Origin of the sequence: Scytonema sp. PCC 10023, assembly GCF_963920835.1 — a bacterium.
In the GTDB taxonomy this organism is placed as follows: domain Bacteria; phylum Cyanobacteriota; class Cyanobacteriia; order Cyanobacteriales; family Nostocaceae; genus Kalymmatonema.
In genome coordinates, this window is record NZ_CAWUDP010000066.1 from 43992 (window position 1) to 59805 (window position 15814).

Annotated in this window: 12 protein-coding genes and 2 pseudogenes; 7 read left to right on the plus strand and 7 right to left on the minus strand. The window is 43.0% G+C overall.

Annotation, left to right across the window (positions count from 1 at the left end; genetic code table 11):
- Positions 1-126: 126 nt before the first annotated feature.
- Complete coding sequence (locus tag ACM0OZ_RS32040) at positions 127-309, minus strand: hypothetical protein (protein WP_414586870.1); 183 nt, start codon at positions 307-309, stop codon at positions 127-129.
- Positions 310-389: 80 nt separating this feature from the next.
- Between ACM0OZ_RS32040 and ACM0OZ_RS32045 the strand changes: the two genes are divergently transcribed.
- Entirely contained in the window at positions 390-1685 is a 1296-nt protein-coding gene (locus ACM0OZ_RS32045; protein ID WP_414586871.1) for an RNA-guided endonuclease InsQ/TnpB family protein, read from the plus strand.
- A gap of 214 nt (positions 1686-1899) precedes the next feature.
- Here the strand turns inward: ACM0OZ_RS32045 and ACM0OZ_RS32050 are convergent, their stop codons facing one another.
- Complete coding sequence (locus tag ACM0OZ_RS32050) at positions 1900-2604, minus strand: pirin family protein (RefSeq protein WP_414586872.1); 705 nt, start codon at positions 2602-2604, stop codon at positions 1900-1902.
- Between the two features lie 130 nt (positions 2605-2734).
- Here ACM0OZ_RS32050 and ACM0OZ_RS32055 point away from each other — a divergent pair, with 130 nt between their 5' ends.
- On the plus strand, positions 2735-3640 hold the full coding sequence (locus tag ACM0OZ_RS32055; RefSeq protein ID WP_414586873.1) for a LysR family transcriptional regulator: 906 nt from the start codon (positions 2735-2737) through the stop codon (positions 3638-3640).
- 158 nt (positions 3641-3798) lie between these two features.
- Here the strand turns inward: ACM0OZ_RS32055 and ACM0OZ_RS32060 are convergent, their stop codons facing one another.
- Positions 3799-6135: a hypothetical protein gene (locus ACM0OZ_RS32060; protein ID WP_414586874.1), complete on the minus strand. Its 2337-nt coding sequence runs from the start codon at positions 6133-6135 to the stop codon at positions 3799-3801.
- A 507-nt stretch (positions 6136-6642) separates the two neighbouring features.
- On the opposite strand from ACM0OZ_RS32060, the gene ACM0OZ_RS32065 reads away from it, so the two are divergent.
- A complete protein-coding gene (locus ACM0OZ_RS32065; protein ID WP_414586875.1) occupies positions 6643-7209 on the plus strand; it encodes a hypothetical protein in 567 nt (188 codons plus the stop codon).
- A gap of 192 nt (positions 7210-7401) precedes the next feature.
- Here the strand turns inward: ACM0OZ_RS32065 and ACM0OZ_RS32070 are convergent, their stop codons facing one another.
- Positions 7402-8553 carry a hypothetical protein gene (locus ACM0OZ_RS32070; RefSeq protein WP_414586876.1) on the minus strand — a complete coding sequence of 384 codons (1152 nt, stop codon included), beginning with the start codon at positions 8551-8553 and terminating at the stop codon, positions 7402-7404.
- A 50-nt stretch (positions 8554-8603) separates the two neighbouring features.
- Here ACM0OZ_RS32070 and ACM0OZ_RS32075 point away from each other — a divergent pair, with 50 nt between their 5' ends.
- Both ACM0OZ_RS32075 and ACM0OZ_RS32080 read left to right on the plus strand, forming a co-directional pair.
- On the plus strand, positions 8604-8807 hold the full coding sequence (locus ACM0OZ_RS32075) for a hypothetical protein (RefSeq protein WP_414586877.1): 204 nt from the start codon (positions 8604-8606) through the stop codon (positions 8805-8807).
- Positions 8808-8873: 66 nt separating this feature from the next.
- Positions 8874-9452: a Uma2 family endonuclease gene (locus tag ACM0OZ_RS32080; RefSeq protein ID WP_414586882.1), complete on the plus strand. Its 579-nt coding sequence runs from the start codon at positions 8874-8876 to the stop codon at positions 9450-9452.
- A gap of 91 nt (positions 9453-9543) precedes the next feature.
- On the opposite strand, the gene ACM0OZ_RS32085 is transcribed toward ACM0OZ_RS32080, so the two are convergent.
- Entirely contained in the window at positions 9544-12948 is a 3405-nt protein-coding gene (locus ACM0OZ_RS32085) for a molecular chaperone (RefSeq protein ID WP_414586878.1), read from the minus strand.
- Positions 12949-13627: 679 nt separating this feature from the next.
- Positions 13628-13813, minus strand: a complete 186-nt coding sequence (locus ACM0OZ_RS32090; protein WP_096563343.1) for a hypothetical protein — start codon at positions 13811-13813, stop codon at positions 13628-13630.
- Between the two features lie 53 nt (positions 13814-13866).
- On the opposite strand from ACM0OZ_RS32090, the pseudogene ACM0OZ_RS32095 reads away from it, so the two are divergent.
- Positions 13867-14950 (plus strand): annotated as a pseudogene (locus ACM0OZ_RS32095) (RNA-guided endonuclease InsQ/TnpB family protein).
- Positions 14951-15122: 172 nt separating this feature from the next.
- Here the strand turns inward: ACM0OZ_RS32095 and ACM0OZ_RS32100 are convergent.
- Positions 15123-15320: a ribbon-helix-helix domain-containing protein gene (locus ACM0OZ_RS32100; protein ID WP_414586879.1), complete on the minus strand. Its 198-nt coding sequence runs from the start codon at positions 15318-15320 to the stop codon at positions 15123-15125.
- Between the two features lie 215 nt (positions 15321-15535).
- Here ACM0OZ_RS32100 and ACM0OZ_RS32105 point away from each other — a divergent pair.
- A pseudogene (locus ACM0OZ_RS32105) lies at positions 15536-15814 on the plus strand (hypothetical protein); the annotation flags it as partial.

Below are 15814 nucleotides of genomic sequence, written 5' to 3' on the forward strand. Positions count from 1 at the left end.
CCAGCGCGTACTACCTGAAAAATTACCAAAAACTTGACGGGAGCGTGAAAGCCCCTCTTGAGCACCCCACGTAGTGCCGTACTCCGTGATCGACGCCAGGGGCAGGAAGGAGAGCACGGCGCTCATTTATTCAGCCATCCACTTCTCTATGAGCGATGGGAGTATCTGTCTTAACCGCTCTTGCCAGTTAGGAACAGACTTTAGTTTAATTGTTAATTCTTCATCTAATCGAAAACATACAGGGCTACTGGTTAACGGTTTGTCTCGATTTGTTGTATATCTATTTTTGTGACCTTTGCGGAATGGCATAGACAATTGGTGTATATAGATGTATACTTGTATACTTATCACAAATACACGAGGTGATACCACTGTACGCAACACAACAAATGCTCATCAAATTAGACCAACACAATATGAATGTGCTGGAATTTCTAGGTCTTCAATCCAATAAACTACGTAACTGTGCAATCTATTTGCTGCGACAAGCTTATTTCACGTTTGGAGAAATTTTGGATGATCCATTTGGACTTCATGCAGAATTGAAAACTAACCCACACTATCAAATCTTCTACTCACAAGCGGCACAGCAAATTTGCACAGAAGTTGCGGAATCATTCACGAGCTTAAAAGAATTGTTGCCGTTATGGTATTCAGGTCAGGTAAAAGATAAACCTAGTCTACCCAAATACCGCAAGAAAAACGGGTTGGCAGGGTGGACTTATCCCAAGCAAGCATTAAGTTTTGATATCGAAACTGGTTTGATTAGATTACCGCTTGGTAATACATTTAAAACGCTATTTGGTTTTGATAGTTTGTTTGTGACTATGCCTCACAACATTAAGTTTGAGGCAATCAAAGAACTAAGAATACTGCCACGAAATAGTTGTTTTTATGCAGAATTTGTTTGCAAGCAGCCTGATGTTGTAAACTGTGAACTAGATCAATCTAGAGCGTTGGGTATCGACCCTGGAATAAATAATTGGCTGACTTGTGTACCAAATACGGGTGACAACAGTTTTATTGTTGATGGGTTTAAGCTAAAATCCTTGACACAATGGTACAACAAACAAGTTGCAATCATCAAAGAAGGCAAACCTCAAGGTTTTTGGAACGATAGACTTGCCGAAATAACAGAAAAGCGCAATCGCCAAGTTAAAGATGCAGTTAACAAGGCTGCAAAGCTGATTGTTAACTATTGCCTGACTCACAATATTGGAACTGTTATTTTTGGTTGGAACCAAGGAAACAAAGATGGTATTGAAACCGGAAAAGTCAACAATCAGAAGATAGTTCAAACACCAACCGGACGTTTAAAGAAACGAATTGAGGAACTGTGTAAACAACATAGAATTCAGTTCGTTGAAATAGAAGAATCGTACACTTCCAAGGCTTCTTTTTTGGATGCAGACAGTTTGCCAAAATACGGTGAAAAACCCGATAACTGGAAGGCGTCAGGAACAAGACCGAAGCGTGGACAGTATAGAACTAAGTGTGGTGAATTTATCAATGCGGATTGCAACGGTGCAGCCAATATCCTCCGCAAAGTAGAGACACAGTTAGGTTTGTGCCTAGCTAAGGTCTGTAGGGCAGTGCTGACCCTGCCTACCAGGGTTAAACTCTGGGAAACCAAAACTAAAAAGCGGAAGGGAGCGGCTGAAGCCCTCCCTGTAGCAACAGTTTAGAATCCCTGCGGCTTCAGCCCAGGGAGAGGTCAACAGTTGTCCTTCACTCGTATAACGCACGAGCCTAAATCTGCCGACTGCAACAGCGAAAATAGCCTGTGCTGGCTCTCTTTCGTGAAATAGCACCTGTCCGGCTACTAGGTTTTGGAACGTTGCTGCACTTCGTAAAGCAGCTGGCAGACTATCTAGGTTCGAGAGATCCATACACTTGACGCTATGCTGCCATGTCAAACAGCAACACTTCGGCATCACTACTAGCGCCGCGCAAAGTGATGTTTTCTTCTTGAGAAATCGCAGCTCCATCACCTGCTGTGAGAGATTGATCATTCAATTGCACTGCTCCACGTACGATTTGCATCCAGGCAACACGTCCGTTTGCTAAAGGGTGGCTCACTTCTTCCCCATCCTTTAACAAAGTGGCATACAAATCGACATCCTGATGAATTGTAATTGAACCTCCGCGACCATCACGAGATCCTACTAGTCGTAGTGTTCCGCTTTTTTCTTCCTGAGTAAACGTTTTCTGCTCGTAACTGGGTTCGATGCCTTTTTTGTCTGGTAAAATCCAGATTTGCAAGAAATGGACGGGGTCAGTATCCGAGTGATTGTACTCGCTATGCATAATGCCTGTACCCGCAGACATCCGCTGCACGTCTCCTGGTCGAATCACAGATCCCGTACCAATGCTGTCTTTGTGTTCTAACGCACCTTCTAGGACGTAGGAAATGATTTCCATATCCCTGTGACCATGAGTAGCAAAGCCTTTTGCGGGATTCACCTTGTCTTCATTAATGACACGGAGGTTGGCAAAGCCCATATAGTTGGGGTCGTAGTAGTTGCCAAATGAGAAGGTGTGACGACTATCGAGCCAACCAAAGTTAGCAGCACCACGTTCTTGAGCAGGTCGCACGATCATCATATTTAATATCTCCTAATTCACTAGAGCGAATCTTTTGCAGGAACACTATTATTATGAATTGATTCTAAATAAAAGACAATATACTATTTTTTAAACACATTGTCTCTAATGTTTCTACAATATCTGAGTTATGGATAAGTTTGATAGTATTCGCGCCTTCACTCAAGTGGTTGCCTCTGGTGGATTTGCTGCGGCGGCAAGAAAAATAGGGCTTTCGCGATCGGCAGTTAATAAACTCGTTATTGGCTTAGAAAATGAACTAGGCGTTCAACTGCTGCATCGCAGCACTCGGCGGGTCAGTGCGACAGCAACTGGGTTAGCATTTTACGATCGCTGTGTGGAGATTTTGGCAAGTCTCGAAGCAGCAGAGCGAGCGGTCATGCAAATGCATGAGGAACCGCAGGGTAAACTGCGAGTCAATGCACCGATGTCTTTTGGTACAATGCACTTAGCTCCAGCCTTAGCCGATTTCCTGGTGCAATATCCTGCTCTTGAGGTACAACTGACACTCAACGATCGCTTCATTGACCCGATTGAGGAAGGCTTCGATCTGACTGTGCGGATTTCCAAACTACAAGAAAGTGCCAGTTTAATCGCTCATCAGTTAGTTCCAGCTCAACGAGTTTTGTGTGCGGCTCCTACCTATCTCAAAAATCATGGCATTCCCACCCATCCCAACGAACTACGTGATCATTCTTGCCTGCATTACGGTCAAGTGGCAGCAGAGGATCGGTGGACGTTAATTGGACCTGATGGAGAACACGCGATCGCTGTACGTGGCGTGTTGTGTTCTAACAATGGTGAAGTACTCAAAGATGCAGCAATTCGGGGGTTAGGAATTACATTACTTCCTACGTTTATTGTTGGCAAAGAACTCCAACAAGGCAAGCTGCAAACTGTCTTGTCGGACTATCATCCACCCGAAATCTTTATTTACGCGATCTACCCGGTAAACCGCCATCTTTCAATCAAGATCCAACTATTAGTTGACTTCCTGAAAGAACGTTTTAGTCAACCAGAGCGATTTTTTTCGTAGTAGTAGGAACACCGCTGCTTGCTCGGATTGACACTCCCCACGGAAAGACGCGCCAGGGGATTCTTGCTAAGCCCTGAGTCCCTAAAAGCCAGACATCAAGCCCTTTTTACTTCTGACTTCTGACTCCTGAGTTCTGAGTTCTGCTCTCAAGGTTCAGTCTATCTGCTACTTGGCTTAACATGATAAACATGATTTTTGACAGCTTGCAGGAGACGAGTTTGTACTTTTTCTCCTGTGTTGACATTCAAAACCGATGAATTGGCAGGCAGTTTGAAGTCAAAATTCTGGAAAGCCCAAAGAACTTGCTCACCGTCTGCACGATACACAACACCTTTCTCATCAGGTAGAATTTCGCGGTTAACCATCAAATCGTTGACCTGATTGAAGACCTTTAGCTGTGATATCTGCCAATCAGTTGGTCGGTCGAAATCACCACGATTATTGAAAGTGAAGCTCAGTTGGTTGCGCTGGACGTCCCAGTAAATGTCCCACATCATCCGGTAAGCCAATCCACGGAAGAAAATGTCATCAGGATTACTACCTGCTTTTTGTAAAGCTTGTGTATCAAAAATAGTAATGCATTCCGCCCACAATGGCAAACTACCAATCCGGGTTTCAACCCTAGGACCACTGCGGTGAATGCCAAAGACACCAGTGTCTTCACCACAATAGCGATAGCCTATCTTCTGCATTTCTGTCACGAGTTCTAAATGTGCTCTATATTGCGAGAGAATGGCAGATAGTGGTTCTTTCGCAGGGCGGTAGTAGCCGAAGGCTTGGTTGGCTTTCGCACTTTTAAACTCAGCATCAGCTAGTTGAATAAAGTGGAATTTATCACTGGAAAGATTTGACGAGCTATCGAAGAAGATACCCTCAAGACCGATGGCATCATGTGCGTGTTTCCACTGCTGGAGCCAGTACTTTCGTATGTCCGGGTCCCGCAGGTTCAGCACGGCAAAGACTGGGGTGTAGTGGTCAGCTTCAATTGCGTTGGAGGGGTTGCGGACAAACGGATCGCGTGAACGTTCTATCACTTCCATGATTGACCCTTCCTTGGGGAGGTACTTAAGGCGATCAGATGTGCCGTTGCGTTCCCATTGTTTCAGACCAAAAGTTGATAGGGCTGTGTTACCCCACATATAGACTTTGGCTCCATTCGCTTTGGCTGTGTTACAGAAAGTACGTAGGTTGTCCTCGCCCACCGAATCTGCAACTTTGTAGTCAATGGTACAAGCCATGTTGGCGACCCCAAAGGTGTTCATATTGTTCTGGAAATGGTTTGACACTTCCACCGTTTTGATCCCAGCTGCAAGGAGTTTTGGCAAACCAATTTCGGTGTAGCGTTTTAAATCAGCGTTGACCCATTCCTCAATTTGTCCGTAAGTGGTCACCCGCTCGCGGCGCATACCTAGTTCATTATGCAGAGTTTCGTGTACCAGTTCGCGCACTGCCTCATAGGCGTTAGCTCGTCCAACCCAGTCCAAGCCACCTGGTGCCCACAGTACCTCTATAGGAGAGGTGACTAATTCATTACCCAAATCATCACAGTGTTGATGCAAGTGTACGAACTCATCAAGACCACGCGGTTTCTCAAACAGCGAGAGGATGTGACTGACCTTTGTTCCCCAAGTGACTAACGTACCCGCATTTGTTGCAGTGAATGTGAAACCTTGGAGTGCAGTTTGTAGTGGCAGAAATTGAAAGACGCTAGGGTTCGTTGCAGAAGATAGATACCCTTCACTTGAGTAAGGTTGTTCCACAGTATCAATGCGTGCAATAGATGGCACAAAAGAGTTACGCAACCAAAACTCACTACCCACAGCGTTTCCACCTGGTTCCCAAGTGCTACGGTCAAGAATCTTGTAAATTGGAAAGCTTTGACTTTTATAGTGGTACTGATAGCTAAAACCAATATATTTGCGATCGCCAAGCTTGCGTGTCACTGGACGGATTTCTAGCCGCAAGGTAGTATCACTGGCTGGTTGAGGTTCAGCAGTCCAATCAACCGTGTTGTAACGATTGCGAACGCTATGAACCATCCAATCCATAAGACCACCTTCGCGATAGTCCATCGAGAACTCAAGTATCGCGGATTGATTTGTGATTTGCTGTTGCGTGATAGTGTAATTGCAAAAAGTGACTGCATTAGGATTACGAATTTCTACAAACATTGGTCTTCTTGCACTACGCAAGGGAAAATTACCAGCTGCAATCCGACCAAAGCCTAGAAATTCCTTGTCTCGTGTCACCAGTTCTAAAGAAATACCATTGGCAAACTTGATCACCTTAGTCTCAGATTGGCTAGGTGTACTCTGCGGCGATACGCCTTTAGGCGTCTGCGCTCCGCGCGATCGCTTTGGTAGCGCTGCTGTAGGTAACAACTTATGGCAAATTCCGACTGCACCGCCAAAAGCTGCTGACAGCGTCCCAATTACGAACCCACGACGGTTAGTGTTTAAGTATTGATATATCCACCTAGATGAATGACGTGTCATGAGTCCCAATAATCTTTTGGCTTTAAGTTTGTATAGGCGATTATACCGACATAAACTGCCACAAATCCTGTATAAATAACCAAAATTTAATATATAATTACTTTGATTACGATTTAAAGTTTTTAGTTAAAAAAATTTTTACAAAGTACACAAAACTAACTAGGTCTTGTGCTCAGAGCGAACGCATCTAAATGACTCTTGACAAAAAAGTTGGTTAATGTATAAACGAAAGAACCAAGTTTCTCGTTTGAGTGACTTTTGCGCGTGTCAAAACGAGCGCCTAAAAGATTATCAATAAGCAGACGAAGACTGCGATTATTTCATAGTTTATTGAGATTGAGACGTTGTTATTGACAAGATGCCTTTGCCCTGGTCTTGTGCTTGAGGTAGTCGTACTGAGCGTGTCACCAAGTGCTAAGTAGGGATGAGTTGTCACACACATAAAAGGTAGGACTTGGTATCATTATTTCAGTCAATAACCGTAATAACCGTTAGTTCTAGTGTCAAATGAGCAGCGACCCAAGTGGTAAAATTTTATCTAATCAGCCCTCTGATCCCAAACGAACAGAAGATAAAATAATAATGCTAGAGGAATACCAGGCTCTACGTAATGAAATTTTGAAACGCATCGAATTTCGTTACCAACTTATCAACATAATTCTGGTTGTTTCCGGAACTTTTTTGTCAGTTGGTGTGCAGCCTAACGTATCGGTATCAGTTCTACTTGTATATCCAATCTTAGCTTTGTTCTTGACTTCTGGATGGGTTTACAACGGCATCATTTTAAAACGAATAGGAACCTACATTAGGGAAAATATTGAAACAAATATTCCGGAATTAAGATGGGAATCCTATTTAAAAGAAAGAACAATTAGATTGAATTCCTCTAGCCCTTTTAGCTTATTGGGAACTTTATCTACTAGTGGTCTTGTCTTAACTACTCAAGTTTTAGCTATCGTAATTGCACTGCTAAAATTCAAGTTCATAATAACTGATATAGTATTTCTTATATGTAGTATCGTGGCAATTATTTTGACCTTAATTATTATATTACGAGCTAACTCGACTTCTTGAACATTGAAGCGTCCGAACTCAGGGGTAGCTTGATGATCACTGTCATTAGGAGCAAAGTTCGGCTACTTTGCTTTATTCCAGGACTTGGCACTTGGTGACACGCTCAGTACGACTACCCCTGCTTAAGAGTTTCTATAGGATATTCAGCCAGCATTTGCGTTGTGAATCTTTTTTACGTGTGTCTATTTTCACTCAGGAAGAACGAAAAAGAACTCTTCCCGGAAGCACTTCATCGTTAATTTTGGCATAAACCCGCAAACATGCAGACACCTCCCCGCGTACCCCTCCGATATCTAATTGCAAATCGTCCTTTGACCAATTAAAAACATCTGCATAAGTTCCCCATAACGGGCGAATTTGCACATGGTAACCAGCATCACGCGTCTTCTCAACAACTTGGTCAAGGGTACGCCGCGCTTCTTGTTGCAGTTTACCCCACCAAGAGTAACGGTCAGCACATGGTAAGTATACTAAAGAGTGAATTGCTTCATCCAAATCAAGTCTGGCACGTAAAGCAACAACTGGATCGACATGATCCGCAGTTGTTTGCACCCGGCGAAAGCGGTCTATCAGTGCTGTGACATATTTCGACTTTTCTCGTTCATCGTTCAAAGACCTGACACCGAATCTATCTACACTTTTAAGAGCGTGGTGCAAAGATAAATCTAGTTCAATAAATTTAAGACAAGTAGAAACAACCCCAGCCAAAAAATCAATTTCCCCGTGGTTTGTTTCCATCATCAATCGCGGATCGAAATCAACTTGGTCTGACAAACACAACCCAGTCGCTTTTATCTTTCCTGTCAACCCAGGGTAAATATATTCTTTGCGGGTGAAAGGTAGTGACAAGTGCAGCTTATCTTCTGTCGCACCTACTTGGCTCGCCTGTGTCAAGATATACTCTTGCCAAGCATGAGCCACTTTTTCAGGAACACGCAGCAGCAAACGTTGCATCTCGTTCCACAAATCAGCATCATTAGTGCTAAGAAATTGGTAATCACCGATATAATTTAATAATTCCCGGTCAGATAGCAAAGCCTCAGCAATTTGTTTGAGTTTGAGTTCACCTTTTTGTTCACTCGTGACTGGTTCTAACACATCTTCCCAAGAGGAACTATCCTCCGTGGACAAGACTGTCTCGTCGCTTAAAGACTGCTGTTGAGCTGCAGCTTCTAAAAGAATATCCAATTCCCTCAGCAATTCTTGACAAGCATGACTTCCTGGATCTGTGGTTGCTGTTTTTAAAGCTTCCTGTAATTGAGTCCGCAGTCCCTGCAAACCCAACCGCAGTACCCAAGCTAAATTTGAGTTGTCAATTTTCAATAACTTGCTGAGGTGCTGCATATTTCCTCCGTTTTGAGTTTTAAATTAAGTTTTGAGTGGACTGCTGGAAAATGTCCGGGTTTTATGATTTTGAACCCAATACGGTTCACTGTCGAAACTATAAGATGAGAGTTAGTGAAAATATCAAAAATATTGGTTTGGCGGCGGCGTTTTATGCGGCGAGTGATGGAAGTGCAATTGAGATGTCGCATTTGATTAAGGCGGCGCGGAAGCATCAAAAGTTGGAGCGGACGTGGCAGATGAACGGGGCATGACCTTGGCTATAATTCAGATGCATACCTGAAGTAGTGCTAACAACAGGGCTTGTGAGGGCGATCGCCATGACCACAGCAACAAAAAAACTGACCCTGGAAGAATACCTGGCTTATGACGATGGTACAGACACCAAGTATGAGCTAGTTGATGGAGAATTAGTGGAAATGCCACCAGAAAGTGATAAAAATAACTTGATTTCTCTCTACTTACTTGTGGAATTCCTCAAACTCGTTCCCATACAACTCATACGCCATAAAGATACTGAAATTGTGGTAACAGGTAATCGCACTCGCGTTCGCTTACCAGATTTGATGATATTAACTGAAGAGTTATTCGCAGCAATTAATAAAAGACGCGCTACGATTACTCAGGATATGCCATCTCCGGCACTAGTAGTTGAGGTTGTCTCTCCTGGTAAAGTTAACGAAGACCGGGACTACCGCTACAAGCGATCTGAGTACGCCGCACGAGGAATTCCTGAGTACTGGATTGTCGATTCTGGTAACGCAAGAGTTACAGTGCTGACGCTGGTAGACGGATTGTACGAAGAAGCAGTGTTTGGTGGCAGCAATTACATCGCCTCAGCTATTTTTCCTGACTTGAAACTGACTGCAGCCCAAGTTTTAGGCGCAGGGGAAGAGTGAATGACCAAAAAATAAATCATCCAATTCCTGCATCTAACACATGGCTATTCAGATTCTGCTCCCCCTACGACTGGATATTTTTATCAACACGTCAGTGTTCTCCAGAAAACGGGTCACGTTCTGCCTTAACATCGTTAGGCTGAGGTTGGAGAGTGTCGCGAAAAACGCATCCTCCTTGCTTGAGAGATTCTGGATTTGTTGATGTCCAATAAGGTACCTCAAATGCATGTACTCTCAGCATACCCTTCTTGTTAAGAGAGACATAGTATCGGCAAGGATACTCACTTTTGACTTCTGGTTGAGGCAATTCACCAATGAGTTCCCACTTATTAGATTGTGGGTTGTGAAATTGGAAGTAGAATGTATGTTTGCCGCTGGTAGGAAACGGCGGTAATTCAGCAATTAACCCCATGATTTGTGGTTGTATAGCCCCATCGTCATAACGAAAAACTCTCATATCTTTGCTGTAGTCTTTCTCGGCATGAAAGAGAACAGTATGAGCATCTGTTTTTAGAGCATTTGCAGATTCAGCAACATTAACAGCAATATCGCAAACCACGTGACTATCATCAGCAATAACTTCTGATGTACCTATCGCTTTTGCCGCATCAACACAGGGAATATTCACAGGAATTAAATAGTGAGGATTTCCTCGGCAAAGCAGCAAATCGATATCAAGCTTTTGATTAATTTCAAACTGAACTTTAATATGGCTTTTAAAATCCTCCTCACTCATTTCCAGTTTCTTTCTCAATGCATCACCGTTATAACTTCCCCAAAGCTGAGGTTTGATATTCTCAAAATCCTGACGAATGATGTTGTTGGTCAATTGCATACCCTGCCAACTACTGCGAAATTTCGCCATCGCATCGTCAGCTTTAAGTTGATAAAGTTCTTGACCTGCCTGAAAAATTGGGTCTAAATTTCCTCCAATGACTTCCCTTTTGAAGGAGCAAGGCAGAAAATAAAACAAATTTTTGACATCAATATAAAGTTGATTTGCTCCTCTACGCAGCAATTCTTTGGACTCTTTCGGCGCAAAACCCAGTTGTCTTAGTTTCTCTGCAAAGCAGGCTCCAGCCGAAGTTGCAAGCTTTGTATATTCGGGTTCAAAGGTAACTCGGTCTTCATTCCAAATCAAATAGTCAGACTTGCTAAATACCCGATAAAGTTCGCGCTCAACTAATTCCAGGTTGCAGGTTTTTCCAGATAAAATTAACCAATCGACTTGCTCTTTCTGACTTTGGGAATTAAAGGATTTATTTCCTAAAGCATTCTCTATCAATCCTTGGCCAATTCCAACTGCTTCTCGAATCACAGGAGATACTGCTTTTTCAAATTGCTGTACTGTGAGCGTTACACTCAGGTTATCCACAACTTCGCTTGATAATTCAATGTCATTTTGTTGCAGTAGTTCCGAGATTTTTTGCCCATCAAGAATGAAAATGGGTTCGGGTGCACCTTGTTGGCGCTTTTGACCGAGTGTAATTTTGGCATTTTCCGCTTGTTCCCAAAGAGTGTAGAAAGTTTGTGCGCGAGACAACGAATTTTTCCAGCGTGTGGGTAGCACTTTCTCGGCTGCATTTAAAGCGTCTTTGTAAGCATCGCCTTCTCGAATTTCTTTGTCTACACAAGCCAGCAGACTTCCAGGTAAGAATTTGCCGTTATCAAGAAAGCGATCGCTCAACTCTTCTGGCTGCACTTTCAACACATCTTTTGGCAATTGTTCTTCAGTCACGGCTGTGAGTAAACAATCTGCGATCGCCGCCTTCAACAACAAAAACAACCGCAGGGTAATTAACTCCCCTCCCAACTGCAAATGACCGGAAGAACCTAATAATTTAGGAGTCAATTTATAATAGCGTCCGCCGTCGCCTCGGTCTTCCCCAGCTTCAAACGGGTTAATTTCTTCGAGTGCAAGACGAATCAGCGCTAAATCAGTCGTTCCGCCACCAATATCCAAAACGAGGACATTTTGCCACCATTTATCTCCATCGTAACGGCAGCGGGTCTTGAACGACTCAATCCCCACATTCAAATCACCGCCAAACTCTCGCCACAAAAAGAAGACGGCTACTGATATCGCTTCGTCATAAGCCATCTGTACATCTTCGATATCCAGTTGTTTCACCAGATTTTCAATCTCGCGGCGCACAAATGGTGAGGCGATCGTTGGGTAAGTAACCACTGCGCGGTAGAATTTACCTTCAGAACACTTACCTGGATATCGTTGGCGGTAATTCTCGGTTAACTCAATCAGTTCAGCATAAGCAGATTGCAGCAGCTTATTGACCTCAATTGTATCTTCTTCACCATCAACCGTAATTTTAAAAGAACGTTCTTGACCAAAATAGCGCTTAGGTGAGTGGAGAAACCTCCCTTCTATTTCCTCCCCATTCCCAATCGTGTCTAGCCTGTGCTGTCTAGCTTGTTCACCCAAGACGACTTTCACTTTTGCTGGATCATCTTTAGGTAAAGAAGGTTCCAAATTGACGACTTCTAACTCACTAGGAATTTCATTAAGACGACGGTCTTTGTCCAGTTCTACGGGTATCAAACTTTGCCACTCTAAAGGTGGTACACGGAAAACTTCGTGATATATTTGATTCAACCGTTTGCTAGCGGCGCGACGAAACCAGCCTAGGCGTTTGCTCAAACAAATTTCTATCTGTCGGATAGCTTCCAACAACTCACCACTGTCAACGCCTCGAAAGAGTTGTTCCCCCAAATTGTGACGAACAGACTCAGGAATGGAAACAAAATCTTTACTCAGTTCAGTTACAAACTTTTGCCACTCCTGATCCCAAGCATTACGGCTGATCCCCGGTACATCATCCACGGGACGTTGATTTAACCACGCCGCCATACGTTCCCGTAACCGCACCTCCTGCTCGCTAGGCAAACTATCTGGAGTTACGATGACTTTGGGATCATAGAGTGTCACTGTCGAGTTAGACGTGCCAAAATCAATGGCAAACCAGCCTGGATAAGTAATTTCTGGCTTCTTACTTTCTTGAACTGGTTCGGGTTTGTAAAAAGGTCCTGGTAGTGGCAATGGTAGCGTATCTCTCACTGACATTTGTATTACGGTATCTTCAACGCCTGCATAAGTCCATATATTGCACTCAGACGTAGAGTTTTTGCTCAAAGACAGATTTGGGTTACCCGTTTCATCCGAGTCAAAATACTCTACAGTCACTAGCAAAGTGCAGTTCACACCTGCTGGTAATGGCTCATTCCACACACAGTCAATTTGCTTTAATCGCTGTGGTGTAGAAAGCTTGAGTAGTTTATTACTAAAGCTAACGCTTCTGTATACAGATTGTATTTTTGCTGCCATGTCTTCTGGCGTTCCGCTCACAGAAATATCAATTTTGGAGATATGAGGAAAGTTAAAACTATCAGTAGGTTTAATTTCAATAATCGGCAAGAGTAATGTGTCATTACTTTTTATACGCAGTTGATAGCGATTTAAAAGCTCAATTTTAACAGCCATTTCATCTATTCCTTGAAATTAAATTATGGTTAGTCGTTAGTCGAATGTTGCTTAACAATTGACAACTAACTAATATAACTCTTGCAAAAGTATGTCTTTATAAGTTATATCAAGTCCGGTTAAATACTTATCATTACCCTAAAAGGATGTTTGAGAAGTATCAAATATTTTACTTGATCCCCCCTAGCCCCCCTTAAAAAGGGGGGTAAAAGTCCCCCTTTTTAAGGTGGATTTAGGGAGATCATCAATAAATTTTGGTACAATACGACACTTTCCAAACATCCTCTAAGAACTCCACCCCGGTAAAGCTGCGCTTCACGTCCCTACCCCTAATCCCCAGAACAGACCGGTGAGTTCCCCGCTTGCGGGCTATCCATTACCCGGATCTTTCTTAACATTGCTGAAAATAAGTGAGCCAGAGGATTTGACAATGAGACAATTCTAGGGGGATTGCTGTGATTGGCAGTCACGGAGAGCGTTTTGTAATACTACATCCCCTACCTCGGCTAGGAGCGTTTCTAATTGGTCGAGTGGTGATTGTAGCGTAAGTCGTTCTTGATGACTAATCCTAGCATAATACCAAAAGCAATTGACCAAAACTAGGGGTGCAGGGGTGTAGGGGTGCAGGGTGTAGGGGGCTTGAAACTGTAATTTAATTTCTGGACAAAGCTACCCATTACTACTCCTGATTGGGTAGCTCTGAGATAAGTTGGTCAACAAATTGTCTTAGCCGTTCTTGCCAATTGGGAACAGCTTTAAGTTTTTCTTTCTGCCCAAGATAACCCTTGAATGCAATTGCATCTTTATCAAGCAATCGTTCTAGCTTTTTCTTAGCTCCTAATTTATGTCCTTTTTGAAATGGCATTGACAAAACCTTTTGTATTGGTTAACTTATATATAAAAAAAAAAGTAAAATCAATGTTGCTTGGTTTCAAAACAGAATTGAAAATAAATAACCAACAACGCACAGCATTAATGAAGCATTGCGGCGTAGCACGTCATGCTTGGAATTGGGGGCTTGGACTGACAAAACAAATACTCGACCATAACAAAGCTAACCCCGACGCCAAAATCAAGTTTCCTAGTGCTATTGACTTACATAAGTGGTTAGTGGCGCTGGTAAAGTCAGAACATGAATGGTACTACGAATGTTCAAAAAGTACTCCACAGCAAGCTTTAATGGCATTGCGCTCTTCTTGGAAGCGATGTTTTAACAAAACTGCTGGTGTTCCAAGGTTCAAGAAAAAAGGTAAGCGTGACTCTTTCACATTGGAAGGCACTATCAAGGTAGGTACAAACAAGATTCAAGTACCTGTCATTGGTGTTTTAAGAACCTACGAGCGATTACCACAAGTATTAACGCGCATCTTGCACAATCTCTCGGCAAGCTGATAGATGGTTTATTAGTTTTCGATTTGAAGTAGACCAACAAACTACAGAAAATACAAGCGTTGTAGGTGTTGACCTCGGTGTCAAAAACCTGGCAACTCTTTCAACAGGTGGGGGAAGCGCTGGTGCAAAGTCTTACAAAAAGTACGAAGCAAAACTGTCCAGGATGCAATGGTTGAATCGGCATAAAATTATTGGTTCAGCTAACTGGAAGAAAGCACAGTTACAGATTGCCAGACTGCACTCCAAAGTTGCCAACATTCGCAAAGACACATTGCACAAACTTACCACACTACTAGCCAAGAACCACGGCACAGTAGTGATAGAAGACCTCAATGTGTCAGGAATGATGGCGAATCATAAACTGGCTAAAGCTATTGCTGATATGTCGTTTTTTGAGTTTCGTCGCCAGTTGACCTACAAATGTAAGTTGTATGGCTCAAAGCTTGTCGTAGTTGACCGTTGGTTTCCGTCTAGCAAGACATGTTCAAACTGCGGAAGTAAAAAAGAAACACTCACTTTGGATGAGCGAGTGTTTGAATGTTCCGAGTGCGGATTCAGTTTAGACAGAGACTTGAACGCTGCAATCAATTTGTCAAGAGTCGTCAGTTAGACGGAGCTCGCGCCTGTGGACTGGTCTTGTTGCCGACTTCTCCAGTCCTGTTGCAGGAAGTAAACGAAGCCCAAAGTAGATATTTCCAATTATGGGTAGCTTTGGGTAGGTGTTATGTAACGGAAACGAAAAAATGTGCTTTTGTACACCCTGCCGTCGATAGTATTTTGATTCATCCATCCTCCTTAGCCTTCTTGGCTTTGGAGGTTTTTGGTTTTTCTGGAAATTCGCCGCGTTCTTTACTCTCCTTGATACCAATTTCAATCAAAAAAGCTGCAAGGTTAGCTGTTGGTCTACCTTGTGCATCTGCTAACACCTCTAAATCTTCAAATACTGAGTCTGGAAGAGTTACAGTAAATCGTTTGCTCACGTCACTATCCCTATCATCGTTTTCGCATCCTATAGTACACCTTAAGATTCGCATAGATATTTAAATCATCTTTTTAGAAGCTAATAATATTGCAATTAACAGCAAGATGAGTTATGATATAAACATTGCTGCACAGACAGCAAAAAGCGATCGCTTCCAGGGCCAATTGGACAGGCGATCGCTTTATAACCCCCATATCGAATGGAGATAAATAAATGATGACACAACTACAAGCGCTTGGATATGACGAGCAAGTAATTACTCAATTAGACTTGGAACAATACCTGCAATGGCAAGCAAGCGCGGTGGCACAATTTGATGGTGCAAATTATTCTTTACAATCCATAACTCAAGGTTTTTTGTCCAGTGCTGACAACGCAAATACACCCATCCCCAATCAAACTCACTCTCAAGCATCTCCAGAAAGACAATCCATCAAACATACACTCATTGGTTCTCCCAAAGCCGTAAACAGCACAATTCGCGTTCTGCAC

Coding starts and splice junctions, on each gene's coding strand:
- ACM0OZ_RS32040 (WP_414586870.1), bottom strand. CDS start 309: ATGCCATTCCGCAAAGGTCACAAAAATAGATATACAACAAATCGAGAC.
- ACM0OZ_RS32045 (WP_414586871.1), top strand. CDS start 390: ATGCTCATCAAATTAGACCAACACAATATGAATGTGCTGGAATTTCTA.
- ACM0OZ_RS32050 (WP_414586872.1), bottom strand. CDS start 2,604: ATGATGATCGTGCGACCTGCTCAAGAACGTGGTGCTGCTAACTTTGGT.
- ACM0OZ_RS32055 (WP_414586873.1), top strand. CDS start 2,735: ATGGATAAGTTTGATAGTATTCGCGCCTTCACTCAAGTGGTTGCCTCT.
- ACM0OZ_RS32060 (WP_414586874.1), bottom strand. CDS start 6,135: ATGACACGTCATTCATCTAGGTGGATATATCAATACTTAAACACTAAC.
- ACM0OZ_RS32065 (WP_414586875.1), top strand. CDS start 6,643: ATGAGCAGCGACCCAAGTGGTAAAATTTTATCTAATCAGCCCTCTGAT.
- ACM0OZ_RS32070 (WP_414586876.1), bottom strand. CDS start 8,553: ATGCAGCACCTCAGCAAGTTATTGAAAATTGACAACTCAAATTTAGCT.
- ACM0OZ_RS32075 (WP_414586877.1), top strand. CDS start 8,604: ATGTCCGGGTTTTATGATTTTGAACCCAATACGGTTCACTGTCGAAAC.
- ACM0OZ_RS32080 (WP_414586882.1), top strand. CDS start 8,874: ATGACCACAGCAACAAAAAAACTGACCCTGGAAGAATACCTGGCTTAT.
- ACM0OZ_RS32085 (WP_414586878.1), bottom strand. CDS start 12,948: ATGGCTGTTAAAATTGAGCTTTTAAATCGCTATCAACTGCGTATAAAA.
- ACM0OZ_RS32090 (WP_096563343.1), bottom strand. CDS start 13,813: ATGCCATTTCAAAAAGGACATAAATTAGGAGCTAAGAAAAAGCTAGAA.